The organism is Candidatus Paracaedibacteraceae bacterium, assembly GCA_019636055.1.
In the GTDB taxonomy this organism is placed as follows: Bacteria; Pseudomonadota; Alphaproteobacteria; order Paracaedibacterales; family Paracaedibacteraceae; genus Paracaedibacter.
In genome coordinates, this window is sequence record JAHBYH010000001.1 from 73,174 (window position 1) to 99,531 (window position 26,358).

Here is a 26,358-nt window from a genome sequence, read left to right on the forward strand (position 1 = left end):
GAGTAACCTCAATTTTTCTTTTAGGAGAAAGTCATGGCAAATCTTTCCAAAAATATAACCCTCCTATTACTAACATGTTCGCTTATTACTCCATCTTTAGCGGCTGATACACGGAACTTTGACGAATCTTCTGAGGACTATTCAGGAATGGAATGCTATATAAAGAATCAACTATAGCCGATTCTTTATAAATCGGCTATGCAAAACAGTGTCACTCACGTACTTAACGTCAGTTTGACATAAGAAGGTCTATCCAGCAATAGAATCCGTCATCCTCGACTAGAAATTCTAAGTTTTCGTTAGAAAACGCTAAGGATTTTTTGATCGGGAATCCAGATAACCATAAAAAACGTAGATCTCCAATCAATCAAAGCTAAGGGTTTCTGGCGAAACCCTAGCTTTGCTAGTCGGAGATGACGAGCGTGTCTGATCTTTCTTATATCGAACTCACCTACTTAGTGTGCGCTTCGTTCCTTGTTTTTGTAGCCGAATTAAAATTATCTAGCTATATATTTCAGTATGCAATGGCGCCGCTACAAGTAAGTAATTTCCGAGCTACGCACTAAGTACTCATTCCCTAAGTCATCACAAATCACCACAGCACCATCTAAACTCAGCGTCAGAAAACGGCCATAAACTTCAAATCCGTTCTCTGCTCGCGCTGAAACAGGCTTACCCAAACCATAGGATACCATCAGCCATTCATTCCGAATTTTTTCAAACCCATCTTGAACCCAAAGATCATAAAGCAGATCGAATTCCACTAAGATATCCTTGGCAAAGGCCTCAAGTTCTGGCAGTTCTTTCGTAAATTCATATAAAGAACAAGCCGGGAAAATAACCATTTCCGGCGCAGACATAAAGTTAACGCCAATACCGATGATACAAGTCAGGTGATCCTGATTGGGGAATTGCTCTGTCTCAACCAGAATCCCACCAACTTTCATTTTATTTACCAAAATGTCATTCGGCCACTTCAGCGCGATTTGCCCTTTTTCACCTAAGATTTTTCTAACAGCCTTATAGACTGCCAGACCAACAACCAGCGAAATCTGCCCCAAAGAAGCCGGATTAACGGGGGGGGTTTTTGAAAACGAGAAGCATAAATTACCGGGCGGAGAATACCACCGTCTGCCTCGCCTCCCCCGTCCTTTTATCTGAGAACGAGCGATAACCACAACGTCTTGTGAGTTATCAACTGAGAATAAGTTTTTAACTTCATCATTTGTACTCTCTACTTGATCATAGTTATAGAACTGATAGGCCATTATTGAATAAACAGCGATGAAGCCGCCTCTGAATAGTAAGGAACAAAAACACCGGGTTTAATAAAAAATAAAATCAAAAGAACAACAGTTATCATAATAACGATTGATGCACCTGAATCGCGTTTATAAGAATCAGTTACTTTCCAGCGTGATTCATCCAAAGGATCCATCATAATAACTTTGATAATCCAAAGGTAATAAGCTGCAGAGACAACGGATGTTAAAACACCAACAATAGCAAGCCCAACCTGCCCCGCTTTAATCGCCTCATTAAAAACATATAATTTCCCAAGAAACCCTGCCAAGGGAGGAACCCCTGCCATAGAGAACAAGAGAAATGTCATCGCAAAAGCCGTTGTTGGAAATACACGATTAATCCCAGCAATGTCTTTAATATCTTCAAAATCAAAGCCTCGGCGATTTAAATTTGAAAGGCAAGAAAACATCGCAATCATTGCAATAATGTAAAGGGACACATAAATTAAAACTGACTGAACACCGCTTTGCCCACCAGCAATAAGCCCAATCATGGCATAGCCTCCATTAGCAATTGTACTGTATGCAAGGAACCGTTTGATGTTTTTTTGCGTTAAGGCTGCAAAGGAGCCAACCAACATGGATAGGATTGATATAACAACTAAGATTTGTGACCAAAATAAGTTTCCGTCTCCAAAAGATGTTATCAAGAGACGACTAATCAAGGCAAACGCAGCCAACTTAGGAACTGTTGCCAAAAATGTTGTAATACTGGTCGGTGTCCCCTGATAAACATCCGGTGTCCACATATGAAACGGTACAGAGGATATCTTAAATAACAAGCCAGCTATAATAAAAACCACACCGACAGATAAACTTAGAGTCATCCCATCTTTAGAAATCATAGCTGCTGTATCCGTAAATAACAGGCTGCCTGTTGCACCGTAAACAAAACTAATACCGAAAAGAAGTAACCCTGTTGATAGTGCTCCTAAAACAAAATACTTAATACCTGCTTCGGATGATTTGGCATCATCACGCTTTAAAGCTGTCATGATATATAGGGATAGGCTTTGTAATTCCAAACCGACAAATAGCGTTAGGTAACTATTGGCCGAAACCATTAACATCATCCCAATCACAGATAATAAAATTAGTGGGCTATATTCAGTTTGATGAATATGATCTTGATAGAGTGTAGAGCGGGTACTCAGCAAAACCAAGGCAGCACTGCCCAGTATCGCAATTTTAAGATACTGACTGAATGAATCGGTAATCAGTTGCCCTGAAAATAAACTTTCAGAATTATGAACAGAGCTTAGAGTCATTCCCAAAGCAAAGCAAAGGATAACCGCTGTAAGATTTGACGAGCGAATCACGGACAATTGCTTATTGAATGCACCATACATCAACATCAATAGCGAGCTTAATGCGATAAAAATTTCAGGTGTTAAGTAAATAAGGTTTGATAAGATCATGATAACTTAACCTCTTTAGACGAATCAATTTGTGCAATTTGAATAAGATCATTCTTAAGCGCCAACTGCTTTTTGTGCTTAACTAATAAATTCTCGACAGCGGGATTAATGATATTGGTAAATGTCGTTGGGTAAATCCCCATCCATAACACTAAGCCCCCTAAGAGGGCAAACGAGTATTTTTCACGGCCTGATAAGTCTGCCAGATTTTTTAAATCTTCATGGATTAATTCACCAAAAATAACGCGTCGATACAACCACAAAGCATAGGCAGCCCCTAAAATCATCCCAGTAGCCGCCAAGGTTGCAAAAATTGGACTAACTTTAAAACTGCCAATAATAACAAGAAATTCGCCAACAAACCCGCTTGTCCCAGGCAACCCAACAGACGCCATGGTAAATAGCATAAAAAATGCGGCATAAAATGGCATAATTTTGACAAGGCCACCATAACGAGAAATTTCACGGGTATGAAGACGGTCATAAACAACACCAACACACAAGAAAAGAGCCGCAGAAATAAGACCATGACTTAACATTTGGATCATGGCTCCTGTCATGCCTTGCGGAGTCATAACAAAAATACCAAGTGTTACAAACCCCATGTGAGCGACGGATGAATAAGCAATTAATTTCTTCATATCGTTTTGAACTAATGCCACAAGGGATGTGTAAATCACCGCAACCACACTTAAGATCATCACATACGGCGCAAACGTGATAGTTGCTTCTGGAAACAGTGGCACTGAAAATCGTAAAAAGCCATAGCCCCCCATTTTCAAAAGAACACCGGCAAGGATAACTGATCCTGCTGTTGGTGCCTCAACGTGGGCATCAGGCAGCCATGTGTGTACCGGCCACATTGGAACTTTTACCGCAAAAGATGCAAAGAAAGCTAACCACAGCCAATGTTGCAGATGGTTCGTAAAGGTATGCGCTTCGACCATTCCCAAATCTGTAGTTCCAACTTGTATGTACATGGTGATCATGGCCAATAACATAAGAACTGACCCTAAAAATGTGTACAAAAAGAATTTAAAGCTTGAGTATATGCGCCGTTCCCCACCCCATATACCAATAATGAGGAACATCGGAATCAAGACCCCCTCAAAAAAGACATAAAACAAGATAAGGTCCAAAGCACAAAACATGCCAATCATCAACACTTCTAAGACAAGAAATGCAATCATATATTCACGAATTCGTTTTGTGATACTGGTCCAACTTGCCAAAATACAAAGGGGCATTAAGAACGTTGACAAGAGGATAAATAACAAAGAAAAGCCATCAACCCCCATCTTGTAGACAATGCCCAACCCTTTAATCCAGGTATGTTGCTCGACCATCTGATAACCCAATTGATTCGGGTTATACTCAATAGCAATACCAAGGCTCAGAACAAACGTCAGGATTGTCGTCCATAATGCAACATATTTAGAATTACGGGCAACAGTCGCTTCATCACCCTTTATCAAAAGGATAAACAACACCCCAATCAAAGGAAAGAAAGTCGTTAACGACAATATTGGCAGTACAGATATCATTATTGACCTCTTACATAGTTGTGTAGATGACCCAGCTGACGAGTCCAAGTATTCCTAGAATCATCATCGTTGCATATTGGTAAACAAAACCGTTTTGAAAGGCACTCAGAACACGTGAAACGCCAATCGACACAGACGTAATACCATCTGGTCCATAGCGATCAATTAGTCCTGCATCTCCCCTTTTCCAAAGCAAACGCCCAATACCAAGGGCACGATTAACAAAAGCCACATCGTACAGTTCATCAAAGAACCATTTTCTGAATGATAGCGTGTATAAGGGGGACATAGCTTTTTTCAAAACATCAGCCAATCGACGTGTACCCCCATAAACTAAATAGGCAAAAAGAATTCCGCTTACAGCTGCGATTAATGGTGAATAAACAACCCATTGTGGAAGACTATGATGCTCTCCTGTTTTAAGGGCAATCGCCCCATTCCAGAATACCGACGCTAAATCACCAATAAAGTACGAATGCGCAACATATCCACTAAAAATTGCCCCCAAAGATAAGACAAACAAGGGGATCAGCATAATCATAGGAGATTCATGAACATGCGCCATTACCTTATCATCAGCTTTGGCTTGACCATGAAAACTTAAAAGCAACAGACGCCAAGAATAAAAGGCTGTTAAAAATGCAACGATTATACCAATCCAATACGCATAATCACCAATCCGAGTCCCTAAAAGAAAAGCTGATTCAATAATCGCATCTTTAGAAAAATACCCTGCAAACAGAGGTATTCCTGCCAAAGCTAGGCTTCCAATCCACATGACGGCATATGTCGTCGGGATCATTTTATAAATTCCCCCCATACGATTCATGTCTTGTTCATCAGACAAAGCATGAATGACTGACCCGGCGCCCAAGAATAATAACGCCTTAAAGAAAGCGTGCGTTACTAAATGAAACATCGCTGCATCATAAGCAGAACAACCCGCAGCAAAAAACATGTAACCTAACTGGCTGCAAGTAGAGTAAGCAATTACACGCTTAATATCAGTCTGAGTCAAGGCAACCGTAGCAGCAAAAAATGCTGTTGTCGCACCAACAATCGTAATTAAATCACGCGCCAATGGCGCAACTTCATACAATGGAGAAATACGACAGACCAGAAATACCCCGGCAGTCACCATGGTAGCAGCGTGAATTAAAGCAGACACGGGTGTCGGTCCTTCCATTGCATCAGGCAACCACGTATGAAGCCCCAACTGAGCAGACTTACCCATAGCGCCGACAAACAATAAAATACCGATCAGGGTGATTGCATCAAAAGAATGTCCCCAAAACATCATTTCAGGACGATTTTCGAGTGACAATTGAGTTATCATCGGCAAAAACGTGTCAAAATCAACCGAATTAGTCAGCATAAAAACCCCGGCAATACCAAGAGCTAAGCCAACATCGCCAACGCGGTTAACGATAAAGGCTTTCATCGCAGCAGCCCCAGCACTCTGCTTTTCATACCAAAAGCCAATAAGCAAATAAGATGCAACGCCAACCCCTTCCCAACCGAAAAACATTTGAACAAGATTAGATGATGTAACTAACATCAACATGGTAAAGGTAAAAAAGCTGAGATATCCCATAAATCGAGGAATTGAATTATCATGACTCATATATCCGACAGAATATAAGTGCACTAAAAACGAAACAACAGTTACGACACAAATCATTGTCGAACTGAGTGTGTCAATTTTTAAAGCCCAATCAGCCTTAAAACCACCAACATCGATCCAACTCAAAAGTTGATATGTCCCTGTAATGTGATCAAACGCGGTTAGTTTAAAGAGAAAAGCACCAGCCAACGTGGCAACACCCATCAGTAAACAGGTGATAATCTGAGCATAACGATCTCCCAAGGGTTTTATCCCTAGAGACGACAACAAAAAACCCACAAACGGTGAAAAAACCGCGATTAGCGCCAGCTGAAAACTCTCCATAACCCTGCCCTAAGTATTTAAGACTTTGTTAAAAGTTAACACGGTTTTAAGAATCACACTAGAGGGTATTTTTAGATTTTAAACACGCCAAGCACAACCTCACATCTTGAGACGTACCCCAAGCTCAACAACTCTTTTGTAAGGAATTTTATAAAACTCTGTGGCATTCATCGCATTTTTAGCAAGCCAAATAAAGAGTTTCTCTCGCCAAACACTCATGTGTGCTGTTGTGCTAGAAATAGGAATTCCTCGACTCATAAAAAATGATGTTTCTTGCAAATCGACACATAACCCTAACTCATCACAATGCTCAAAAATATTAGGAATATTAGGTTTTTCCATATAACCAACATGAACTATAACTTGATACACATTCATTCCAAAGTCAGCAATGGTTGTTCGCGAACTTTTATGTACTCGAGGAATATCCATCGTCAATATAGATAGCAGGACCACCTTTTCATGCAATATCTTGTTGTGTTTAAAATTAATTGTTAAGGATGTTGGTTCATTATCAGGACTCGATGACATGTAAACAGCTGCCCCCGGAACGCGCAGGGGCGGATCCTCTTTAATTTTTGCAACAAAATTTAAGAGTGTCTTTCCCGAGTTATGGATTTGATCGTTAAGGACAATCTTCCCCTGAACCCAAGTTGTCATAACCATCCAAAGGAATATACCGATCGTGAACGGAATCCACCCACCATCCGCAAACTTTAGCAAGTTAACACCAAAAAAACTTAAATCGACCAAGCCAAGAGTGCCAAAAACAAGGAACATGCGGCCCCACGACCAATTCCATGCGTTCTTTGCAAGGTGTGCTGTCAAGATTGTCGTAATCACCATAATCCCTGTCACTGCCATTCCATAAGCAGAGGCCAGATTTGTTGAGGATTTAAATGTCGCAACAAGCAAAATTGCGCATAACATTAGGGACCAATTCATGGTCGGAACAAACACCTGTCCTATGGTTGTTCGCGATGTGTGATTCACCAACATACGTGGCAGATACCCCAATTGAATTGCCTGCCACGTCATTGAGAAAATACCGGAAATAACTGCCTGAGAGGCAATAATTGTCGCTAAGGTTGAAACGCAAACAAGAGGGAGAGTTGCCCAAGACGGAACTAAAAAGAAAAAGGGATTTGATGCTGCATCCGGGTAATTCAGCAAAAGCGCGCCCTGCCCAAAATAGTTCAATATAAGCGATGGAAAAACAATCCACAGCCAAGCACGTCGAATAATACCTTTACCAAAATGCCCTAAATCTGTATAGAGCGCTTCGGCCCCCGTAATTGCTAAAACGACAGAGCCCAATATACCCATGGAATAGAAACCATGATCTATAAAAAAATGATAGGCATACCAAGGATTAAGAGCCATTAATATCGACGGCGTTTTTATGATTTGAATCCCCCCTAAAATGGCAAGCAATACAAACCAGAGCAGCATAGCCGGTCCAAAAAGATTACCGATTTTTTCCGTACCATTTTCTTGTAAGCAAAATAAAAGAACTAAAATAATAAGGGCAATAAATAAAATGTATGGCGCAAGCGCATCAGAAACAACAGCTAACCCCTCAACTGCACTCAGAACTGAAATTGCAGGAGTAATAACCGCATCGCCATAAAACAAAGCCGCACCAACAACACCCAAGCCGAATAAAAATCCTTTGCTCTTGGATGAGGCCGAACGCAAATTCAATGATAATAAAGATAGAACCCCACCCTCTCCATTATTATCTGCCATTAAAACAACACAGACGTATTTTAAAGTAACGACCAATGTAATTGCCCAAAAGATAAGCGAGAGAATTCCCATAATTAGTACATGATCCATGGGATAATGCGATTCACTTAAACAATCTTTTATTGTATAAAGCGGACTTGTACCGATGTCACCAAAAACAACACCAACTGCCCCGATTAGCATCATCTTTAGGCTATCTTGATTGCCTGAATGACCTGTCACTTTCATCTCCTCCTTATGGATTAAGACTAACAGACAACTCTTGCAAAATCATTAATGGTTCCCTTTCTGTCCAAATCGTTAAAATCTCACTCGACTTTATAAAAAGTATTTAAATTTTAACTGATTTCAGTATAATCTAGTACCAAGGTTATCTTACGAGTATGAACATTATGGCGAACAACTCTTCTGCACACAAACATCCGTTTCACCTTGTTGACCCAAGCCCGTGGCCTTTGACAACATCACTAGCTCTGTTCCTTGTGACGTTTGGTGCTGTTCATTTCTTTCACGATGGTTCGCCATTGACAATGATTATTGGCCTATTAATGGTTCTTACATCGGCGGCTTTGTGGTGGCGAGATGTTATTAAAGAATCAAACACCAAAGGCGTTTACACAGACAAAGTCAAAATTGGCCTTCGAGTCGGCATGGTTTTGTTCATTTGTTCTGAAGTTATGTTTTTTGTGGCATTTTTCTGGGCCTATTTTAATGCAGCCCTATTCCCAGTGGAAGCAACAGGTGGCGTTTGGCCACCAAAAGGCATTGAGACCATTGATCCATTTCACCTTCCCTACTTCAATACCCTATTGCTTCTTGCATCCGGCACCACAGTAACATGGGCACACCACGCTTTACTAGAAGGTGATCGCAAAGGCGTCCTTCAAGGGTTAGGGCTAACTATTATACTCGGATTAATTTTCACTTGTGTCCAAGCCTTAGAGTATTCACATGCAGCGTTTTCTTTAAATGGTGGGATCTACCCAACAACATTTTACCTAGCAACAGGGTTTCATGGTGCACACGTTATTATAGGAACAATATTTTTGATTGTTTGCTGGTTCCGTGCGTATAAAAATGAATTTACCCCAGAAGCCCATATCGGTTTTGAAGCTGCTGCTTGGTATTGGCATTTTGTTGACGTTGTTTGGTTGTTCCTGTTTGTATCAATTTATTGGTGGGGATACTCACCGTTTATGGGGTAATAACAATTGGTTTAGTAATAAGTCGCGACATTTGTCGCGTCTTTTTTATTGATTTTATACTGACACGACTATTGATTTTCAGTTAAATCAACTGTAACTTAGGGTGAAAGTTCTGAAAAATATAAACTATAATTGAGGAGAACCCCTAAATGACAAGGTCTGAATTAATTTCTAAATTGTCAAGTTTACACCGTGATTTAACTCAAGAACAAATTGATGCGATCGTCACCCAGATATTTGACGACATCGCAGCAACATTAAAAAACGGTGGTCGTGTGGAATTAAGAGGGTTTGGGACATTCTCACTCCGCCATAGAAGTCCACGCACTGGGCGCAACCCCAGAACCGGTGAATCTGTTTATGTTGAGGGTAAGTCAGTCCCCTTTTTCAAAGCTGGCAAAGAATTAAAGCAACTATTAAACGCAAGTTAGAGTTTTACTATGAATTGGCTTACAAATTTTGTCCGTCCTAAAATTAAGGCATTAATGCGAAAAGAAGAAGTGCCGGATAATTTGTGGGCAAAATGCCCTTCTTGTGATCACATGTTATTTCACCGTGACCTAACGGAAAACATGCACGTTTGCCATCACTGTGGGCATCACATGCGTATTGGCGTCTCTAAACGACTAGAATACTTGTTTGACGATGGTGCCTTTACTAAAGTCCCCGTTCCCGATGTCGCAACTGATCCTTTGAAATTTAAGGACACAAAAAAGTATACAGACAGGTTAAAGGAATATCGTACAAAAACCGGAGCCCAAGATGTTATCGATGTCGCCTATGGCCAAATTGGCGGGAAATCTGCAGTTGTTGCGGCATTTAACTTTGCATTTATGGGCGGATCTATGGGGATGGCTGTTGGAGAAGCAATTCTCACCGCAGCAGAACTTGCAGTGAAATCCCGTTGCGCACTCATTGTGATACCTGCTTCGGGCGGAGCACGCATGCAAGAAGGCATACTATCTTTGATGCAAATGCCACGATCCATTATTGCCGTTGAGAAAGTTAAAAAAGCAGGACTGCCTTATATCACCCTGTTAACAGACCCAACAACGGGCGGTGTTTCTGCATCCTTTGCAATGCTTGGTGATGTATCGATTGCTGAACCCGGTGCAATCATCGGTTTTGCCGGGGCTCGCGTAATTGAAGAAACGATTCGCCAAAAACTTCCCGAAGGGTTCCAAAAGGCTGAATACCTCCTTGAACACGGAATGATTGATATGGTCGTCCCACGCAAGGAACTTAATGAGAAAATTGGGATTTTATTGAATCATTTGGGATAAATATAGATCAAAGCAATTTTAAACACCCCATAACGAGAGCCGGCTAAAAAAATCGGCTCTCGTTTTATGTATAGCTAGATAATGTTATTTCAGCTATAAAAACGAGGAGCGAAACGCGCAGTAAGCACATTTTTGACACTGTTTTGTATAAGCTGATTTATAAAGAATCAGCTATACAACTCGGTGATAACATTGATCCCCTTAGAGATCAGCTGCTCAAGGTCCTTCTGATTCCCCCCTCCCCCAACAATCTTAAGGGTTACCAAAGACTCAAACATCATAAGTGGGGTAAGAGATTTTATATGATTACAGAATATAAGCTCTAGGGTTTCTAAATGCGGCAGCAAAGCAAGACAACTGATGTCAACAATCATTGTGTTTTGCAGCGATAAATGGTGGAGTTTAGAGAGCATTGTAATTTCACCAACACGGGTAATCTCCCGTCCGGCTATTTTTAAAACCTCTATATTGGGAAAATTATAAGAAATAAAAGCAATATCATCATCAGAAATTGATTTAAAATCAAACTGCTCAGAACTTACCCCTAACACAAGTTTTCGCAGTTTATTTCGAGATCGGGTAGTGATCATAAAATTCAATGCCAAGTTATCAGATAATGGTATTGGCAATTCTAATTCACGAACCCTGAATTTAAACATAACGCCACTCTGAAAAATACTGCCAAGTCTTAAGCCCATATTATTAAAATCGATAGGTCGATAACTATGTTTCAACGTACAAATACTACGCCCTAAACTTTCAATTCGAAAAACTGAGGTTAAATGCGAAAGTATCCCTATATATTGATTGCGAAACAAAACATCAAGGCAAGCATCCCCGTGATAAGTCAGACAAAATAGGCTCAACCCCTTTATAAATAAATCCTCATCTATACCTTTTAAACGAGGCAGAATCTCTTCTAAAAATGATGATGTTACGCCTCTTAAAACCAAATCAAATCGCCTCCCTTTTAGAGTTTTACCAATATCCGATAAAACACAAAGCATCGGGTAAAAATCTGAGCGGGAGATTGGCATCTCTAAAAAATTTCCAGATGATGGATCACCTAAAGCAGGATTAATTTTTGCCAGCAAATTAAAATAGATTCCTCGCCTCGCCCAATTACTCAGTACCCTTGGATAGATGTTATCATTCATTAAAGCATCTGGATTACCAAATGCAATTTTAAGGTTTATAAGATCTTTGGAGTCCAAATATGAGACAATAGGCGTCTCTCTTAAGCAGAATAAAAAATGACTAGGATTATTATTTTGCTCAGGTATATCAGAAGCAGCTAGGGGAAGAATATAAACATAAAATAAAAACAGTCGAAATAAGACTATCACTGACAAGTATATCCAATAGAAATAAATATTAATATATAATTAAATATACAGATTCTATATTCAATATTTTTATACATAAAATATTTATAGTTATTCGAATTGGAAATCAGGCATTTATAGTCATAAACAAATCTGGCTGAAGTATGTGATCGTCATCTCCGACTAACAAAGCTAGGGTTTCGCTAGAAAGCCTTAGCTTTGGTTGATTGGAAATCCACGCTTTCTTATGGTTTCCTAGACCCCCGATCAAGAAACTCGTACGGTTTTCTTCTAAAACCGAGTTTCGAGCCGAGAATAATGGATCTTGATAAAGAAAAAAGCATACACTCAATAAGTATCAGAAATTCAATTTGAACAACTATAATTATAAGACAATCGCCGTTTATTCACTAAAAATCTTGATATAGATTGCAATACATTTAAACTAGGCAGATTCCTTTGCAGACTCTTCAGCAAAATTATCTCGCCACCAAGGGCGAATCCCCAACATAACGACAAGCAATTTGGAGTATTCAAGAGCGCATTTTCCAAAGATCTCAAAGTTTTTATACCAATGACGATGATTAAATCGCTTTACGTTAACGGGATGAGGGATCACCTTAACATCAGGCATAGCTAAACGATATTCAACCAATGATCTGGGCAGATGAATAGAAGTTGTCACCAAACGGATTGATTTCACGTTATGTTTCTGCGCCCAAATTGATGTCTCAATTGCATTGCCCATGGTCGATAAAGCAGCATGACCATAGTTAATTTTATGCCTTAAACGCTCAAGAGTCTCGGGCGATAAGTCAGACTTACACCTCTTCCCAAGCAAAGCGGGTTTTGCCGCCTGTACCCCGGAAACAAACAATCGATCACTCAACCCCACGGATAAAAGCTCAACGCCTGTCGTAATCCGACACGGTCCCCCTGTCCACACAACAATAGCGTCAGTTTTGGTAATCGCATCCGTCGGAATCTTGGGAATACCATAGATAAAGATTAAAAAACCTAAAAACCAGGCTGACATAAGCACACCGAAAAACTTAAACAATGATTTGAGAGATCTAGTCAACACTAAGGGTTCTCAATACCGCAAAGCGTGATACACAGATACTTAACAAAACAACGAACAAGGGAACAATAGCCATAGCAAGCATAAGGATTGGATCAATTTGTGGGCGCAACATTTCAGGAACCCCCAAACTGACACTGGCCAAATTTAAAAGCCATGCAACGGGAATTGCCAAAACAAACCCCATAATTGCCCCGCGCGTACTCAATCTAAACGCATGATTTTGGAACTTGGTTGCGATATACCCGTTACTGGCACCAATCAACCTAAGAATCGAAATACTTTCATGGTGAGCTGCAAGACCAGCCTTTGTAATCAAAGTAATCATAACAATGACTGTAAAAGCAATCAACATAACGAAAATATAACCAATAATCTGAAGTGATTTTCTCAACAGTTGAAGCATATCGTGCCACTGGCCATAGGTTTCAATACGAACCCCCGGTGACACCTGTTGTAATTGACTCAATATATTCGAAACAGAATCGACTTGGTTTTGTTTCAGATCAGCCTCAATAAGAATCGGCAGAATATAATCGGGGTACTGAATTGCTTGCTGAGGTGTCACACCAAAGATAGAAAACAACCGCGTTTTATCTGCAACTTCGATATGATCAATAGCTGGATTCACCTGTAAATACTGGGCAACTGCTGTTGTGATACGATCCCGATCCAATTCATGCTGCAATGGAATTTCAATGGTAATTCGATGGCTAATCCCCACTTGCCAGCGTTGGACAGACATCCCGATTGAAGATGCGCCGACAAGAACAAGACACAATAAAAACACAAGTAACGCAATAATCCACGGCACTATCCGTGTCATCGGATCTTTTGTGATTGGAACTTCTTCGATATCAGTACGTTCAGCCATGGGTCACCTTAGAGTGTTCGGAAGTAACATTGACTAATCGCCCTTGATACAGCTCTAACTCCGGATACGGAAATTCAGAAATCAAAGCCTTGTTGTGAGTCGCAAGGACAACTGTCGTCCCGATTTTATTAAGTTCTTCAAATAAACGCAACAAACGATAGCCTGCTTCATGATCCAGATTTCCGGTTGGCTCATCAGCCAGCAACAAAAGCGGCCGCGTAATCACAGCCCGAGCAATTGCAACGCGCTGTTTCTGCCCATCAGATAATGTATAAGGCATTTCCAGCAAATGTTGCCCTAGACCAACCCATTGAAGCAATTCTTTTGCATGCGTACGTGCCGTTTTAACATCTGTCCCCGTAACCTTAAGAGCCAAAGCCACATTGTCCAATACATTTAGATGGGGGAAAAGTTTACAGTCTTGGAAAACAATCCCAATACGCTGACGGTATTGAGGGAGTTCGTTATTGGATATGCGGTTAACATCCTTACCGAATACACGCACTGTACCCTCAGTGGAACGAACCCCGCGGTAAATAAGCTTTAAAAGCGATGTTTTACCAGCACCAGACACCCCAGTTAGAAATGTAAATGACCCAACGGTAAAGGATTGAGTTAAGCCATGCAAAACTCGATGCCCTCCCGAATAGGAAAGTCCCACCTGATCAAAACGAACTATTTCAATAGGTTGTCTACGCTGGGTAACCAATGAGCCCTCACTCTATAAGAAATCCCGATGCCCCTTAAAGCATCTCTTAAAATAATATTGCCTGTTTTTTCCAAACAATACTAGTCCCTCTTAATTATTTTTTGGCGCAATCCAGTCTGGCTCCCACGGGAAAACAAGCCATTCTCCCTGAGGAACCTTCTTAGCAAAGATATCTGCGGCAGACTCACCTGCTGGTTTTGCATACAAAACTGCAAATTTTGCCTTAGGGTACATCACCCTAATTTTACGCAGAGTCTCACCTGAATCCACTAAATCATCAATAAAGACAAATCCTTCGCCCTGATTTTCCAACTTAGGATCTGTAATAATCTTAAGCTCGCCGCGTTTGCAATCCTCACCATAACTGGAAACGCTGATTGTTCGAATATCTTTGACGGGTGAATTTTGCGAAATAAGTAATGTAGGAGCAAGCCCACCACGGGTAATAGCAACCAACCCTTTGACTCTTGCAAAATCAATTTTATCCGCAATATCCCTGGATAACGTTCTTATTTCATTATCAGATAAATAGTTCTTAGACACAACAGCCCCTTCTTTCACAAGCACATCCGCTGGCAAACACGTTCTTTTCTCAATCTTAGCGTCAGCCTGATTAAAATTCAAAGAAAACACGGCTAATAATAATAGTTTTTTCATGCCCCCCTATCCCTAGTAAAAATTATTTCGACCACATTACTTAAGGTAAAGCCCTAAATCAAGGGAAATTAATCTATTTTTAACCTATTTTCCCTAGAATTAATTACACCATGAACGAGGAGAACTCATGATGAGGACAATTCGATATATCACCCTATTGGTTTTAGGCTTAATCAGCATTGAAAAATCAGAAGCCAGAACGAAAGATCAACAAATCCAGGAAAAACTGGCCATGATCGATCATTTTGATACGCCAAACATAAGCCTCAAATATAAAATCGGAATGGATGCCCTCAGAAAAATGGTCACTGAAGTCTATATTCATATTATGCCGGATTTAGATGAGAATGATCCGAATTATCCAGATGCCCTTTTTGATAATTACAAGAACAAAAAAATCCCCATACTGACAGAGTATGTGAATCGCGATCTCACCCGATTCAGAGGCGGTATTTGGAAAGCTTATGAGAAGTCCCCCGAAATTAGAGATAGAATTCAAAAGCGTCTCGTTGAAATTTCTAAGAAATATAGCAATAAACAACTAACGTTATTAGAGTATCTAGAATTCACGGCAGAACTTACGATGGGTACAAACGAAGGAAAACAAACGGATAAAGATTTTCTGACCAGTGAAATTAAATACATTCGAAATTTTCAATCATCTCCGGATAATGTTTTTGGCTTTATGGTTCCAGTCCCCCTTCACACAGGTCAATTTAATTTTGATGGTATGTTTGGCGAGGCAACTATTACTGCAGCCATGCTGATTGGATTGATGCCTATAATGTACGTAACAAAACCGGATGTCATGGCAGACAATGTTTTTTGCGGGCCAGATGCATGTTATAAACATGATATAATGGCACATTACTCTCAGTACCGAGACTTCTCTTTGCGGAGCTATTTTGTCAGTCACGATTTACCCCAAATCATAAAAGAAATTCCCCTGAATGATTGGTATACGGAAAAATTCTTCAAAATCATCCATGAACGAGACATGATTTATTGGAATATAACCAACAAGGATGACCTAGAAAAACTGGCACCAATTTATTTAAGTTACCTCAATTTGAACTTTAAATACCTAAGCAAAAAACTAAACAGACCTTTAAGCAAAGAAATTGTTTTATCTGACATCAGATCATTATTGCAAAGCCCAGATTTGTTAAAGTTTTTTGAACTAATACCAGGATATTTTTATCTAGACAGAATTGCATTAGCCTTAATCTTAGATATTTCAAGCAACCCGGAAAACTTAAACGTCTTAGACCAAGTATTCACGGATTATGATGACACAGCTAATAACATTAAACTGCATCCCAGCATGGATATTCCAAGTATTTTTGGACCAATCAATTGGGAATTAGCTTATAAAATCAAGAACTGGCACTTGTATATAAAACCTAAAGAGTTTAAATCTCTAATTTACGAAAACCAAGGACAGAGGACTCCCCCGAATCTACCTCAGTTTTAGTGTCGACAGTCCAATAAGAGCCAAGATTGTCGCGATGATCCAGAATCGGATGACAATGGTTGGCTCTGCCCATCCTTTTTTCTCAAAATGGTGATGGATAGGCGCCATTAGAAAGATACGTTTCTTGGTCAGTTTATAGTATCCGACCTGCAAGATAACAGAAACCGCCTCTAGGACAAACAATCCACCAATAATTGCCAAGACAATCTCATGCTTTGTGATAACAGCAATAGTCCCCAAGGCACCCCCTGCCGCAAGAGATCCTGTATCCCCCATGAATACCTTGGCGGGCGGCGCATTATACCACAAGAACCCAAGACCAGCCCCGATCATCGCCCCACAAAAAACCGATAACTCGCCGACATTTGCAATATGATGAATCTGGAGATAATTGGAAAAAACCGCATTCCCCACAAGATAGGCAATCAAAGCAAAGCACGCACTCGCCAGCACCACCGGCACAATAGCAAGACCGTCCAACCCGTCTGTCAAGTTCACGGCATTCGACGCTCCAACAATCACCAGAAACGTGAACACATAGTAAAACAACCCCAGATCAAGCACATAATCCTTAACAAACGGGAACGCCACGCCTGTCGCAACGGCGTCCTTGGTATTGACCTGAATGATATAAGTCGCAAGAATTGTCATCCCACCCTGCAACAGCAATTTAGCCTTCCCCGACAACCCCTTAGAGGACCGTTTCGTCAATTTCAGGTAATCATCATAGGCACCGATACAGCCAAAGCCTAAGGTAATCCCCAAGACAACCCATAGATATGGATTCGTCAAATCCCCCCATAACAAGGTACTGAATGTCAGTGAGATCAGAATCAGAACGCCCCCCATGGTCGGCGTCCCCTTTTTCGTCAACAAATGCCCTTCTGGACCATCCTCTCGAATTGGCTGACCATGGATTTGAACACTCTTCAACCAACGGATGAACATACCCCCAAAGGCAAAGCTAATTAAAAGAGAAGTGAGAATTGCACCACCTGTTCTGAATGTTAAATACTTAAAAACATTCAAAAAACCAACTTGGGTCGCCAAATTTGGCAACACGTGATACAACATAGTTAACCTCTCTTTTGATTTTGTTTCAATATAGATTCAGCCACACAACTGACCCGACTTCCTTTGGACCCCTTCACAAGAACAATGTCCCCATCGCCCACATCCCTCAAGACGATAGGAATAAGATCTTGCGCCGTTCTAAAATAGGCACCCCGATTTTCTTCCGGGACAATAGCATAAGCTTGCTCCATAACTGAACCACCACACAAATAGATTTTATCAACATTCATTGAGAGGCAAGATTTAATTAACTGAGCATGATGATCTAGCGCAAAACTTCCCAATTCTAACATCTCTCCCAAAACAGCAATACGGCGCCCCTCCTTATCCGGAGATATCGTCGATAGTGTTTTAACGGCTGCTAAGGCAGAACTCAAGTTTGCATTATAAGAATCATCAAACAAACTTACCTCACGGTTTTCAAGAAGCACCTTATGGATACGCCCTCGACCTTCAATCTGCTGAATCTCAGATAATTTTGCAATCGTTTTCTGAACATCTAAACGCAGAGCCTTGCTAACAGCTAAGGCAATTAAGGCAGAATTTGCCAAGTGCTGCCCCAGCAAAGCAAAATTAACATTCACCTTATCTTTTTGCCCTAAGCCAATCGTAAGTTTAGCCTGCCCATTGACAAGATCATACCCCACTAATTTAACATCAGAGCTATCTTGATTCCCAAAAATATAAACGCGTTCGGGATGACGCGCCATGGCCTTTTGCCTTAACAACGACGTAAATTCAGATGAGTCTGGGATAATAGCAACACCGTCTTCTGCTAAGCCATCAAAAATACAAGCTTTTTCCTTGGCGATATTCTCAAGATTTCCCATCTGACCAATATGCGCAGGAGCGATGGCCGTAATAATAGCAACATGAGGATTAACCATCTGTGCAAGCGGTGTGATTTCACCCGGATGATTCATCCCAATCTCAAAGATTCCAAATTTTGCATCCTTGGGAAGACGCGCCAAACTTAAGGGCACCCCCCAATGGTTATTATAGCTCGCTACAGAGGCAGATACTGAACCAAATGCAGCCAGAGTTTGGAGCAAAACCTCTTTAGCCGTTGTTTTACCCACACTGCCTGTAATAGCGATAATTTTTGCCTTAGACCTTAAGCGACCATAACGCCCCAGATCATTAAGCGCTTTAAACGTATCATCAACCAAAATCTGAGAGCACGGGCAATTTGGAATCAAGTGAGAAACAACAACAGCACTTGCCCCTTTTGACGCTGCATCCAAGACATAATTATGCCCATCAGACTGCCCCGCTTTTAACGCAAAAAACAGATCCCCAGAAACAAGTGTCCTTGAGTCAATCGAAATGCCCTCGACTGAAAAATTATCCGGTAATTTACAGGTAAATATTTCTTGTAATTCTTTTCTTGACCAAAGACTCATAAAAACTCAATACATAACAACAAAACATATATCCAAGTATGTCACAAAACCCCGACAACACAAAAGAATTTAATATTGCATAACCCCCTAATTTTAGTATATCATGTGATTCATGCGAACGTTTTGACGTGAGGTATACCCATGTCAACACTGTTGTTTAAACCATACACGGAGAGTATAAATGAGTTCTATTCACGCTATTGAAGCACAGAACCGCACAGCAAATGGTACGGGTGGCGCAAGAGCAACACGTCGCGAAGGTCTAGTTCCAGGTGTCGTTTACGGGAACAAACAAGAAAATCAATACATTTCTATCGACCCTCGCTCCATTTCAAAAGAATTGTACAAGCCAGGTTTCTTTAGCCGCTTGTTCGCCCTTGTTGTTGACGGAAAAACCCAACACGTTTTGGCAAAGGATATTCAGTTGCACCCAGTAACAGATGCACCAATGCACATTGACTTTTTGCGCGTTGCTAAAGACGCCAAGATTCACGTTAACATTCCAGTTCATGTTATCAATGACGATAAAGCACCTGGCGTTAAAAAAGGTGGTATCGTTAACATCGTTCACCATACATTAGAAGTTATCTGCCCAGCAGATTCTATCCCAAGCGAAATCACAGTTGATTTAGCTGGCCTAGAAGCCGGTCACGCTGTTCACTTGACAGACATCAAATTGCCAAAAGGCGTTTCTGCTGCTCATCCTGACCGCGACAATACACTCGTTTCGATCGTTGCTCCTGGTGGCGGCGTTAAAGAAGAAGCTGAGGAATCAGCAGAGTAATTTAGGTGGAATCCAACACCTACATATTTGTTGGTTTAGGGAATCCTGGATCCCAGTATTCCCTAAATCGACATAATATCGGATTTATGGCGATTGATCTGATCGCTAATGAGCAGAATTTCCCCTCCTTCAAATCTAAATTTTCCGCCCACGTATCCGAGGGTCGCTTTGGTTCAAACAAAGTTGTTTTAATTAAGCCTCAGACCTATATGAATTTATCCGGCCGCTCTGTTGCTGAGGCCATGAAATTCTATAAAGTACCACTTGATAATATTTTTGTCTTTCATGACGATCTTGATTTGCAACCCGGCAAAGTCAAACTAAAACAGGGCGGTGGTGCCGGCGGACACAATGGACTCAAAAGCCTCGATCAGTGTATAGGCCAAAACTATTGGCGTATTCGCTTAGGTATTGGTCACCCGGGTTTTAAAGATGCAGTCAGCGGCTATGTCCTTGGGAATTTTCACAAAGACGACGAAAATTGGCTTATTGATCTATTATCCCGCCTCAGCAAAACTATCCCTGACATCCTTAAGCAAGAACCAGCAGATTGGCTAAATCAGTATTATAATGGGTGAGATTAACGATTTCTGCCCACAAATATGAACAGAAATCGTTTTATGGATAGTTTTTACATTCCCATACTAAAGAGCGTTATCATCGTAGCAGCCATAAAATCGCCCTGCGCAGCAGCCTTATTCAGATATTCTAAACCACGATCTTTGTTAACAGCCAACCTTTGTCCTTTGTATAATCTCACCCCCAACACACGCTGAGCCTCTGCACTCCCAGAGTCCGCCGCTGCCGTCAGCAATTGTTCAGCACGTACTAAATTAGGCTCCCTCCCCTGATTATTAAAAAGAATCTGCGCTAAATTAAGTTGGTACTGAAAATGTTCAGGCTCCTTTTCCAGCGCTTTTTCATAATATTTTTCAGCCTCTAGATAATTTTGTACCGTTCCCTCACCACCGTGATACATAACAGCAACCATACCATCAGCATAAGAATAATCTCCTTCATCAGAAGCTTTCTTAAAATAGTTAAAAGCACGAACCAAGTCAGAGTCGATAAAATCAGCTTCCCTTAAAAGAATTGCGTAGTAATAATATCCTGCTAGATCTTCGGCTGCTATTGACTTCTCTAATAAATCAACGACAACGTTGGGCTGATCACAGGTTAAATCGTCAGAAACTAATTGTTGAGCTAATCTTGCATAGGCATTTGCGACCTTTTTATCCACAGCACGCTGAAAGTATTTTTTTGCTTTCTCTTTATCAACTTGAACCCCATAATGCCCCTCTGCATAAACAATACCAACCATCAGACAAGCATCCCCTTGCCCTGCATCAGCAGCCTTTATCAAGTAAGCAACTCCCTCAGCATATTTCTCCCTCCCTTCTGTAGGATTAGCAACAAAGCCTACAAGGTAACTTCCATAAGAAAGACAAGATCCAATATCTCCTCCGTCAGCTTTTTCTTTAATTTCATTAAAAATCATATCACTAAAGCTTAGCTGTTCAGACGCCATTGGGTTAGAGTCAAGAGCAGGAGCTTCTGCCGAATACAATCTAGCCGACAACACCAATAGGCTCAGGGTTAATCTCTTCATATTATTTCCTTTCAGTTCAAAATAAAAAATATTCAACAAAATATCGTTTTCTAAATACTTCGTTTAACGTGTTATATAACGTTTTTATTTAAATTCCCACCAAAATTTAAGATAGATAGCTTTCATTTTAGCTAAAGCCTCTTGAATCACAAGCAGATCAATGTCAGTATTGGTCTAGGAGGATCGTCGTGCTCACTATTCCAAACATACTTACATTCATCAGAATTCTATTAATCCCAGTTGTTGTCTTGGCCTTTTATCTTGATACAACTGTGTGGAAATGGATTGCAGTCCTAGCATTTTCCAGCGCCTGCGCCACAGATTATTTGGACGGATACCTCGCACGCGTCCTTAAGCAAACAAGTAAGCTAGGAACATTCTTAGACCCCCTTGCAGATAAATTATTGGTCGCAACGACTCTGTTGTATATGGCAGGTTTTGATAAAATATCCAGAATATCCCTCATCCCTGCAGCTATTATTCTCTGCCGTGAGATTATGGTATCCGGCCTTCGCGAACATCTCAGCGATATGAACATCGGCCTTCCCGTGAGCAATCTAGCAAAATGGAAAACAGCTACCCAAATGCTGGCAATCACTATTTTATTAATTGGTGACGTTTCAAAGCGCCCTATTGCTTGGGTTGGTGAATTATTTTTATGGGCAGCCGGCCTACTGACAGTTTTAACAGCCTACTCTTATGTAGCAAAAACAATCAAAAACTTTGAGGATTGAGGGTTTCGCCATCTCTCCCCTTGTGGGAGAGGTGAAAAATCTACCGTAGCGTATCCCACTTTCCTTCGCCGGACACATCAACGATCACATTGGCAAACATGTCGATAAAGTGACGGTTGTGCGATACAATACAGCAAGTTCCTTTATATTCCTCAAGCATTTTTGCCAGAATTTCACAAGACAACATATCCAAATGGTTTGTTGGTTCGTCAAATACCAATAAATTAGGGCGTTGAGCAATTAAACCAGCCATTACTAAGCGAGATTTTTCACCGCCGGACAACACCTTAACTTTCTTCATCGGGTCTTGCCCTTTAAATAAAAAGCACCCCAGAATACCACGATGTTCTTGCTCACTTAAAGCCGGAGCATAATGCTGGATCGTCTCAAGTACCGACAGCTTTCCATCAAGAAGCTCAGCACTTTCCTGAGCATAATAGCCAATCTGAATCCCCTCACCCATCTTACACGCGCCAGACAAAGTCGGAATCTCACCACAAATTGTCTTAAGGAATGTTGTTTTACCAATGCCGTTCCGCCCAACGATAGCAATCTTTTCCCCCTTATTAAACTTAAGTTTAATCTTTTTAGACAAGGGTTTATCATAACCGATAACCATATCATCACAAACAAGGACATCTTTAGGCGAATTCGGAATTGTAATCCGCGGGAAATGGATTTTATCAACACCTTGATCCAATGTTACGCCTGACAATACCTCATCCAAACGTTCAATCATCTTCATCCTTGATTGCGCTTGCTTTGCCTTACTCGCCTTAGCCTTAAAGCGATCGACGAAACTTTGCATATGAGCCTTTTGCGCCTCAATCTTCCTGACAGCGGCCATGGTCGTTTGTTCTTGCTGTTCTTTCTGTTTGAGGAAATCATCAAAGTTCCCAGCAAATTGACGCAAGACACCTTTATTCAGATACAATGTAATCGTTGATACATTATTCAGGAATTCCTGGTCATGGGATACAAAAACAATAGTACGGGGATACGATTTCAAATATCCTTCCAACCATTCAATACTTGGCAAGTCTAAATGGTTTGTCGGCTCATCTAAGATCATAAAATCTGGGTTACTTAATAATATCTTTCCAAGCTCGATACGCATACGCCATCCACCGGACAACGACAAAGGATCTTGATCTAACTGTTCACGAGAAAAACCTAAGCCCAGCAAAATTTGTTCAGCTTTTCCTTCAAGTTCATAGCCACCAAGATTTTCAAATTGAGTCAATGAATTAGTATACTCTTCAAGATCATGCTCGTTATAATCTGTTTCCATTTTTTTAAGCAACGCATCCATTTTGACCTTTAGTTTATGAGCTGCTTCATGTCCTGACAGACATTCAGTCAAGATACTATCGGCGGGTTTAGAATTCGGCGATTGAGGAAGATAAGCAATCACTGCTTCTTTGGGTTTTGTAATCTCACCTGAATCAGCATAATCACGCCCTGTCATAATATTAAGGAGTGTCGTTTTCCCTTGACCATTTGCCCCGACAAGAGCCACCTTCTCCCCTTCAGGGAAATGGTAAGATATTGCATTAAATAGGACTTTATCTCCAAATGCCTTGGATAAATTTTGAATTCTTAACATTTTTGAAATACCATATATTATATTGCGAGCAATGCTCAAACAAACCGCGCAGAAATCCATAAAGAATGGGGATAGGTACGCGGCGGATCATTTAACTATAGAGCCTAAATCCACCGACGCTACCCGCATCTGAAAAAAAATTTTTTAGTTCTGTATATCATAGGCATATAATAAGGCTGATTTTCTGCGATCGTCAACAATGTTTACAACAAAAACATTATTATTTTTACGATTCTACTTGCTCTTTTAGACAAAATAAGTTAGAAAAATTGTAAGGTATTTTTTTTCTATATAATTTTTTGAGGTCTTTAAAATGGCAGTTCCAAAGAAAAAAACATCGCAATCACGCCGTAACATGCGCCGTGCGCACCACGCACTCAAGCCAGTTAACAGCAATGAATGCTCTAACTGTGGTTCACGCAAACTACCACATCACGTTTGTCCATCTTGCGGTCACTACAATGGTCGACAAGTATTTGCTCAGGACGTAGCTACAGAAGAAACGACTGCTGCTGAATAAGCTATTAGGAGCACGAGAGATGTCTTTGTGTGTATCCCTAGATGTTATGGGGGGCGATCAAGCCCCCTCAATCGTTCTTGATGGCGCAGAACTTGCCCTTCAGGAAGTAAAAGATGTTCGCTTTCACTTGTATGGCGATAAAAATCTAATTAAGTCTCAGCTTTCTAAACACCCCTTCCTTTCCAGCAAATCAGAAATATTCCATTGTACTGAAGTTGTTACCAGCGACACAAAACCTGTTGATGCGTTACGACGACTTAAAGATTCGAGCATGCGCCGAGCCATTGAGGCTGTAGCAGAGGGCAAATGCGATGCAGTGGTTTCAGCCGGAAATACAGGCGCCTATATGGCACTGTCCAAAATCACATTAAAATCACTTGATGGTATTGATCGTCCGGCTATTGCTGCACTGTTACCGACAGTTCACGGATATTGCATTGGTTTAGATATGGGAGCAAACCTTGAATGTACAGCCGAAAACCTAATGCAGTTTGCCGTTATGGGCGATGTTATGGCACGTCGCATGCTTGGCGTTAAAAATCCAACAATCGGACTTTTAAATGTCGGAACAGAAGAAGTCAAAGGACACGCAATCGTCCAACACGCCTCCCAACTCATGAAAGAAATCCCAGACATCAACTATGTTGGCTTTGTCGAGGGCGATGACATTAATCATGGTGTTGCGGATGTTGTTGTAACAGATGGGTTTACCGGTAATGTTTCCCTAAAAACCCTTGAAGGTGCTGCTCAATTTATCTTCAGTACAATTCGAAACACGATGGAATCCTCTATACTCGGGAAATTGAGTTATCTTGTTGGTCATAAATCATTCAAAAATATTAAAAATAGGCTTGACCCACGTAAATATAATGGCGCCACGTTTCTTGGCCTAAAAGGGATAGCCGTGAAAAGTCATGGCGGGGCAGATGCCGTTGCTTTTGCCAACGCCATAAAAGTTGCCATTAATCTTGCAAAGAATTCAGACACGCTCAATCTTGGGCAAGAAATTGAAGAAAAAATCAAAGAACTATAGGAATAGTATATGACCGTAAGCTCTGTTATCGTCAGTACAGGTGGATATTTGCCTGAAAAAGTTGTAACAAATGCCGAGCTTGCTGCTCAGATTGAAACGACTGATGACTGGATTACAACCCGTGTTGGCGTCAAAGAGCGTCGATTTGCACAAGATGGTGAAATGGCCTCTGATTTAGGTGCAAAGGCTGCGCTCGATGCCCTGAGCAGAGGAAAAACCTGTGCCGAGGATATTGACTTAATCGTCGTTGCGACAACAACAGCAGATCAAACTTTTCCATCAACTGCCACAATTATCCAAGCAAAAATCGGCGCAACTAAAGCTTTTGCTTTTGATGTTCAAGCTGTGTGCAGCGGGTTCTTGTATGCACTAGATGTTGCAGATTCAATGATTAAAGCTAGGAAGATCAAAAAGGCACTCGTCATTGGCACAGAAACCATGTCTAGAATCGTTGATCCAAAAGACCGGGCAACGGCTGTCATCTTTGGAGATGGTGCCGGTGCTGTCTTAGTCGAAGCTCAAGAAAATACCAACCAAGGCATTTTATCCACCCACCTGTTTTCCGATGGAACGTTTAAAGATCTGCTGTATGTCAATGGTGGACCCGGTTGTGGCCAATTCGGTTATATGTACATGGCCGGCAAAGAAATCTTTAAACTTGCCGTGGAAAAACTAGGATCTGCAATTGAAACAGCACTGGATCATAATAAAATCGCAAAAGACCAAATTGACTGGTTCATCCCTCACCAAGCTAACTATCGTATCATTAATGCCCTTGCAGAACATTTTGATTTGCCCCCTGAAAAAGTTGTCGTCACCATTGACACTCATGGCAACACATCCGCAGCGTCGATTCCCCTAGCACTTCACACAGCCGTGAGCGATGGACGCATCAAACGTGGCGACCTGCTGGTCTTTGAAGCCATGGGTGGTGGATTAACCTGGGGATCAGCCTTAATTCGCTGGTAACAATACCCCTCCTCTATAGGAGAGGGATGAGAAGCTGACATACAATACAGGTTCC

Annotated in this window: 25 protein-coding genes; 11 read left to right on the forward strand and 14 right to left on the reverse strand. The window is 41.0% G+C overall.

Annotated elements, in window-relative coordinates:
* The first annotated feature begins 33 nt into the window (after positions 1–33).
* Complete coding sequence (locus tag KF820_00360; protein ID MBX3456800.1) at positions 34–177, forward strand: hypothetical protein; 144 nt, start codon at positions 34–36, stop codon at positions 175–177.
* A gap of 356 nt (positions 178–533) precedes the next feature.
* On the opposite strand, the gene KF820_00365 is transcribed toward KF820_00360, so the two are convergent.
* From KF820_00365 to KF820_00385, 5 genes are all read right to left on the reverse strand, one after another.
* Entirely contained in the window at positions 534–1,268 is a 735-nt protein-coding gene (locus tag KF820_00365; GenBank protein ID MBX3456801.1) for a biotin--[acetyl-CoA-carboxylase] ligase, read from the reverse strand.
* Positions 1,268–2,722 carry an NADH-quinone oxidoreductase subunit N gene (locus tag KF820_00370; protein ID MBX3456802.1) on the reverse strand — a complete coding sequence of 485 codons (1,455 nt, stop codon included), beginning with the start codon at positions 2,720–2,722 and terminating at the stop codon, positions 1,268–1,270. Before KF820_00370 ends, KF820_00365 begins: the two co-directional genes overlap by 1 nt.
* On the reverse strand, positions 2,719–4,266 hold the full coding sequence (locus KF820_00375) for an NADH-quinone oxidoreductase subunit M (GenBank protein ID MBX3456803.1): 1,548 nt from the start codon (positions 4,264–4,266) through the stop codon (positions 2,719–2,721). The genes KF820_00370 and KF820_00375 overlap by 4 nt, the downstream gene beginning before the upstream one ends.
* A gap of 10 nt (positions 4,267–4,276) precedes the next feature.
* Entirely contained in the window at positions 4,277–6,214 is a 1,938-nt protein-coding gene (gene nuoL / locus KF820_00380) for an NADH-quinone oxidoreductase subunit L (GenBank protein MBX3456804.1), read from the reverse strand.
* Between the two features lie 99 nt (positions 6,215–6,313).
* Positions 6,314–8,149 (reverse strand): potassium transporter Kup, encoded by a 1,836-nt coding sequence (locus tag KF820_00385; protein MBX3456805.1) that lies wholly within the window; start codon positions 8,147–8,149, stop codon positions 6,314–6,316.
* Between the two features lie 206 nt (positions 8,150–8,355).
* Here KF820_00385 and KF820_00390 point away from each other — a divergent pair, with 206 nt between their 5' ends.
* The 3 genes from KF820_00390 to accD all read left to right on the forward strand — a co-directional run bounded on the left by KF820_00390 (position 8,356) and on the right by accD (position 10,451).
* Positions 8,356–9,168, forward strand: a complete 813-nt coding sequence (locus tag KF820_00390; GenBank protein ID MBX3456806.1) for a cytochrome c oxidase subunit 3 — start codon at positions 8,356–8,358, stop codon at positions 9,166–9,168.
* Positions 9,169–9,317: 149 nt separating this feature from the next.
* Entirely contained in the window at positions 9,318–9,599 is a 282-nt protein-coding gene (locus tag KF820_00395) for an integration host factor subunit beta (protein MBX3456807.1), read from the forward strand.
* A 9-nt stretch (positions 9,600–9,608) separates the two neighbouring features.
* Positions 9,609–10,451 (forward strand): acetyl-CoA carboxylase, carboxyltransferase subunit beta, encoded by an 843-nt coding sequence (accD, locus tag KF820_00400; protein ID MBX3456808.1) that lies wholly within the window; start codon positions 9,609–9,611, stop codon positions 10,449–10,451.
* Between the two features lie 167 nt (positions 10,452–10,618).
* Here accD and KF820_00405 read toward each other — a convergent pair whose 3' ends face one another.
* From KF820_00405 to KF820_00425, 5 genes are all read right to left on the reverse strand, one after another.
* Positions 10,619–11,608 carry a hypothetical protein gene (locus KF820_00405; protein ID MBX3456809.1) on the reverse strand — a complete coding sequence of 330 codons (990 nt, stop codon included), beginning with the start codon at positions 11,606–11,608 and terminating at the stop codon, positions 10,619–10,621.
* Positions 11,609–12,221: 613 nt separating this feature from the next.
* Complete coding sequence (locus tag KF820_00410) at positions 12,222–12,812, reverse strand: YdcF family protein (GenBank protein ID MBX3456810.1); 591 nt, start codon at positions 12,810–12,812, stop codon at positions 12,222–12,224.
* Between the two features lie 37 nt (positions 12,813–12,849).
* Positions 12,850–13,731 carry an FtsX-like permease family protein gene (locus KF820_00415; protein MBX3456811.1) on the reverse strand — a complete coding sequence of 294 codons (882 nt, stop codon included), beginning with the start codon at positions 13,729–13,731 and terminating at the stop codon, positions 12,850–12,852.
* A complete protein-coding gene (locus KF820_00420) occupies positions 13,724–14,440 on the reverse strand; it encodes an ATP-binding cassette domain-containing protein (protein ID MBX3456812.1) in 717 nt (238 codons plus the stop codon). Before KF820_00420 ends, KF820_00415 begins: the two co-directional genes overlap by 8 nt.
* Before the next feature lie 90 nt (positions 14,441–14,530).
* Positions 14,531–15,097 (reverse strand): hypothetical protein, encoded by a 567-nt coding sequence (locus KF820_00425; GenBank protein MBX3456813.1) that lies wholly within the window; start codon positions 15,095–15,097, stop codon positions 14,531–14,533.
* 127 nt (positions 15,098–15,224) lie between these two features.
* Here KF820_00425 and KF820_00430 point away from each other — a divergent pair, with 127 nt between their 5' ends.
* Positions 15,225–16,571, forward strand: a complete 1,347-nt coding sequence (locus tag KF820_00430) for a hypothetical protein (protein MBX3456814.1) — start codon at positions 15,225–15,227, stop codon at positions 16,569–16,571.
* Here KF820_00430 and mraY read toward each other — a convergent pair.
* Positions 16,557–17,645, reverse strand: coding sequence for a phospho-N-acetylmuramoyl-pentapeptide-transferase (gene mraY / locus KF820_00435; GenBank protein ID MBX3456815.1), 1,089 nt, complete (start codon positions 17,643–17,645; stop codon positions 16,557–16,559). The two genes, KF820_00430 and mraY, sit on opposite strands and share 15 nt — an antisense overlap.
* A gap of 2 nt (positions 17,646–17,647) precedes the next feature.
* Entirely contained in the window at positions 17,648–19,048 is a 1,401-nt protein-coding gene (locus tag KF820_00440) for a UDP-N-acetylmuramoyl-tripeptide--D-alanyl-D-alanine ligase (protein MBX3456816.1), read from the reverse strand.
* Positions 19,049–19,229: 181 nt separating this feature from the next.
* On the opposite strand from KF820_00440, the gene KF820_00445 reads away from it, so the two are divergent.
* Positions 19,230–19,832: a 50S ribosomal protein L25/general stress protein Ctc gene (locus KF820_00445; GenBank protein ID MBX3456817.1), complete on the forward strand. Its 603-nt coding sequence runs from the start codon at positions 19,230–19,232 to the stop codon at positions 19,830–19,832.
* Positions 19,833–19,837: 5 nt separating this feature from the next.
* On the forward strand, positions 19,838–20,410 hold the full coding sequence (gene pth / locus KF820_00450; GenBank protein ID MBX3456818.1) for an aminoacyl-tRNA hydrolase: 573 nt from the start codon (positions 19,838–19,840) through the stop codon (positions 20,408–20,410).
* A 53-nt stretch (positions 20,411–20,463) separates the two neighbouring features.
* Here the strand turns inward: pth and KF820_00455 are convergent, their stop codons facing one another.
* On the reverse strand, positions 20,464–21,441 hold the full coding sequence (locus tag KF820_00455; protein ID MBX3456819.1) for a sel1 repeat family protein: 978 nt from the start codon (positions 21,439–21,441) through the stop codon (positions 20,464–20,466).
* 188 nt (positions 21,442–21,629) lie between these two features.
* Between KF820_00455 and pgsA the strand changes: the two genes are divergently transcribed.
* Positions 21,630–22,175, forward strand: coding sequence for a CDP-diacylglycerol--glycerol-3-phosphate 3-phosphatidyltransferase (gene pgsA, locus KF820_00460; GenBank protein MBX3456820.1), 546 nt, complete (start codon positions 21,630–21,632; stop codon positions 22,173–22,175).
* Positions 22,176–22,215: 40 nt separating this feature from the next.
* Here pgsA and KF820_00465 read toward each other — a convergent pair whose 3' ends face one another.
* Positions 22,216–23,781: an ABC-F family ATP-binding cassette domain-containing protein gene (locus tag KF820_00465; GenBank protein MBX3456821.1), complete on the reverse strand. Its 1,566-nt coding sequence runs from the start codon at positions 23,779–23,781 to the stop codon at positions 22,216–22,218.
* 313 nt (positions 23,782–24,094) lie between these two features.
* On the opposite strand from KF820_00465, the gene rpmF reads away from it, so the two are divergent.
* From rpmF to KF820_00480, 3 genes are read left to right on the forward strand one after another with little or no spacing between them, the layout of a single operon-like run.
* Positions 24,095–24,301 (forward strand): 50S ribosomal protein L32, encoded by a 207-nt coding sequence (gene rpmF, locus KF820_00470; protein MBX3456822.1) that lies wholly within the window; start codon positions 24,095–24,097, stop codon positions 24,299–24,301.
* Between the two features lie 19 nt (positions 24,302–24,320).
* Positions 24,321–25,334 (forward strand): phosphate acyltransferase PlsX, encoded by a 1,014-nt coding sequence (plsX, locus tag KF820_00475; protein ID MBX3456823.1) that lies wholly within the window; start codon positions 24,321–24,323, stop codon positions 25,332–25,334.
* Between the two features lie 9 nt (positions 25,335–25,343).
* Entirely contained in the window at positions 25,344–26,303 is a 960-nt protein-coding gene (locus KF820_00480) for a ketoacyl-ACP synthase III (protein MBX3456824.1), read from the forward strand.
* Positions 26,304–26,358 lie beyond the last annotated feature (55 nt).

Bases quoted from the DNA above. Each gene is read 5' to 3' on its own strand.
- accD (MBX3456808.1), top strand. From the start codon at position 9,609: ATGAATTGGCTTACAAATTTTGTCCGTCCTAAAATTAAGGCATTAATG.
- KF820_00455 (MBX3456819.1), bottom strand. From the start codon at position 21,441: ATGAAGAGATTAACCCTGAGCCTATTGGTGTTGTCGGCTAGATTGTAT.
- KF820_00480 (MBX3456824.1), top strand. From the start codon at position 25,344: ATGACCGTAAGCTCTGTTATCGTCAGTACAGGTGGATATTTGCCTGAA.
- KF820_00430 (MBX3456814.1), top strand. From the start codon at position 15,225: ATGATGAGGACAATTCGATATATCACCCTATTGGTTTTAGGCTTAATC.
- KF820_00365 (MBX3456801.1), bottom strand. From the start codon at position 1,268: ATGGCCTATCAGTTCTATAACTATGATCAAGTAGAGAGTACAAATGAT.
- KF820_00375 (MBX3456803.1), bottom strand. From the start codon at position 4,266: ATGATATCTGTACTGCCAATATTGTCGTTAACGACTTTCTTTCCTTTG.
- plsX (MBX3456823.1), top strand. From the start codon at position 24,321: ATGTCTTTGTGTGTATCCCTAGATGTTATGGGGGGCGATCAAGCCCCC.
- KF820_00370 (MBX3456802.1), bottom strand. From the start codon at position 2,722: ATGATCTTATCAAACCTTATTTACTTAACACCTGAAATTTTTATCGCA.
- KF820_00425 (MBX3456813.1), bottom strand. From the start codon at position 15,097: ATGAAAAAACTATTATTATTAGCCGTGTTTTCTTTGAATTTTAATCAG.
- KF820_00440 (MBX3456816.1), bottom strand. From the start codon at position 19,048: ATGAGTCTTTGGTCAAGAAAAGAATTACAAGAAATATTTACCTGTAAA.
- KF820_00445 (MBX3456817.1), top strand. From the start codon at position 19,230: ATGAGTTCTATTCACGCTATTGAAGCACAGAACCGCACAGCAAATGGT.
- KF820_00415 (MBX3456811.1), bottom strand. From the start codon at position 13,731: ATGGCTGAACGTACTGATATCGAAGAAGTTCCAATCACAAAAGATCCG.
- rpmF (MBX3456822.1), top strand. From the start codon at position 24,095: ATGGCAGTTCCAAAGAAAAAAACATCGCAATCACGCCGTAACATGCGC.
- KF820_00390 (MBX3456806.1), top strand. From the start codon at position 8,356: ATGGCGAACAACTCTTCTGCACACAAACATCCGTTTCACCTTGTTGAC.
- KF820_00465 (MBX3456821.1), bottom strand. From the start codon at position 23,781: ATGTTAAGAATTCAAAATTTATCCAAGGCATTTGGAGATAAAGTCCTA.
- nuoL (MBX3456804.1), bottom strand. From the start codon at position 6,214: ATGGAGAGTTTTCAGCTGGCGCTAATCGCGGTTTTTTCACCGTTTGTG.
- KF820_00385 (MBX3456805.1), bottom strand. From the start codon at position 8,149: ATGATGCTAATCGGGGCAGTTGGTGTTGTTTTTGGTGACATCGGTACA.
- KF820_00395 (MBX3456807.1), top strand. From the start codon at position 9,318: ATGACAAGGTCTGAATTAATTTCTAAATTGTCAAGTTTACACCGTGAT.
- KF820_00410 (MBX3456810.1), bottom strand. From the start codon at position 12,812: ATGTCAGCCTGGTTTTTAGGTTTTTTAATCTTTATCTATGGTATTCCC.
- mraY (MBX3456815.1), bottom strand. From the start codon at position 17,645: ATGTTGTATCACGTGTTGCCAAATTTGGCGACCCAAGTTGGTTTTTTG.
- KF820_00405 (MBX3456809.1), bottom strand. From the start codon at position 11,608: ATGAATGATAACATCTATCCAAGGGTACTGAGTAATTGGGCGAGGCGA.
- KF820_00360 (MBX3456800.1), top strand. From the start codon at position 34: ATGGCAAATCTTTCCAAAAATATAACCCTCCTATTACTAACATGTTCG.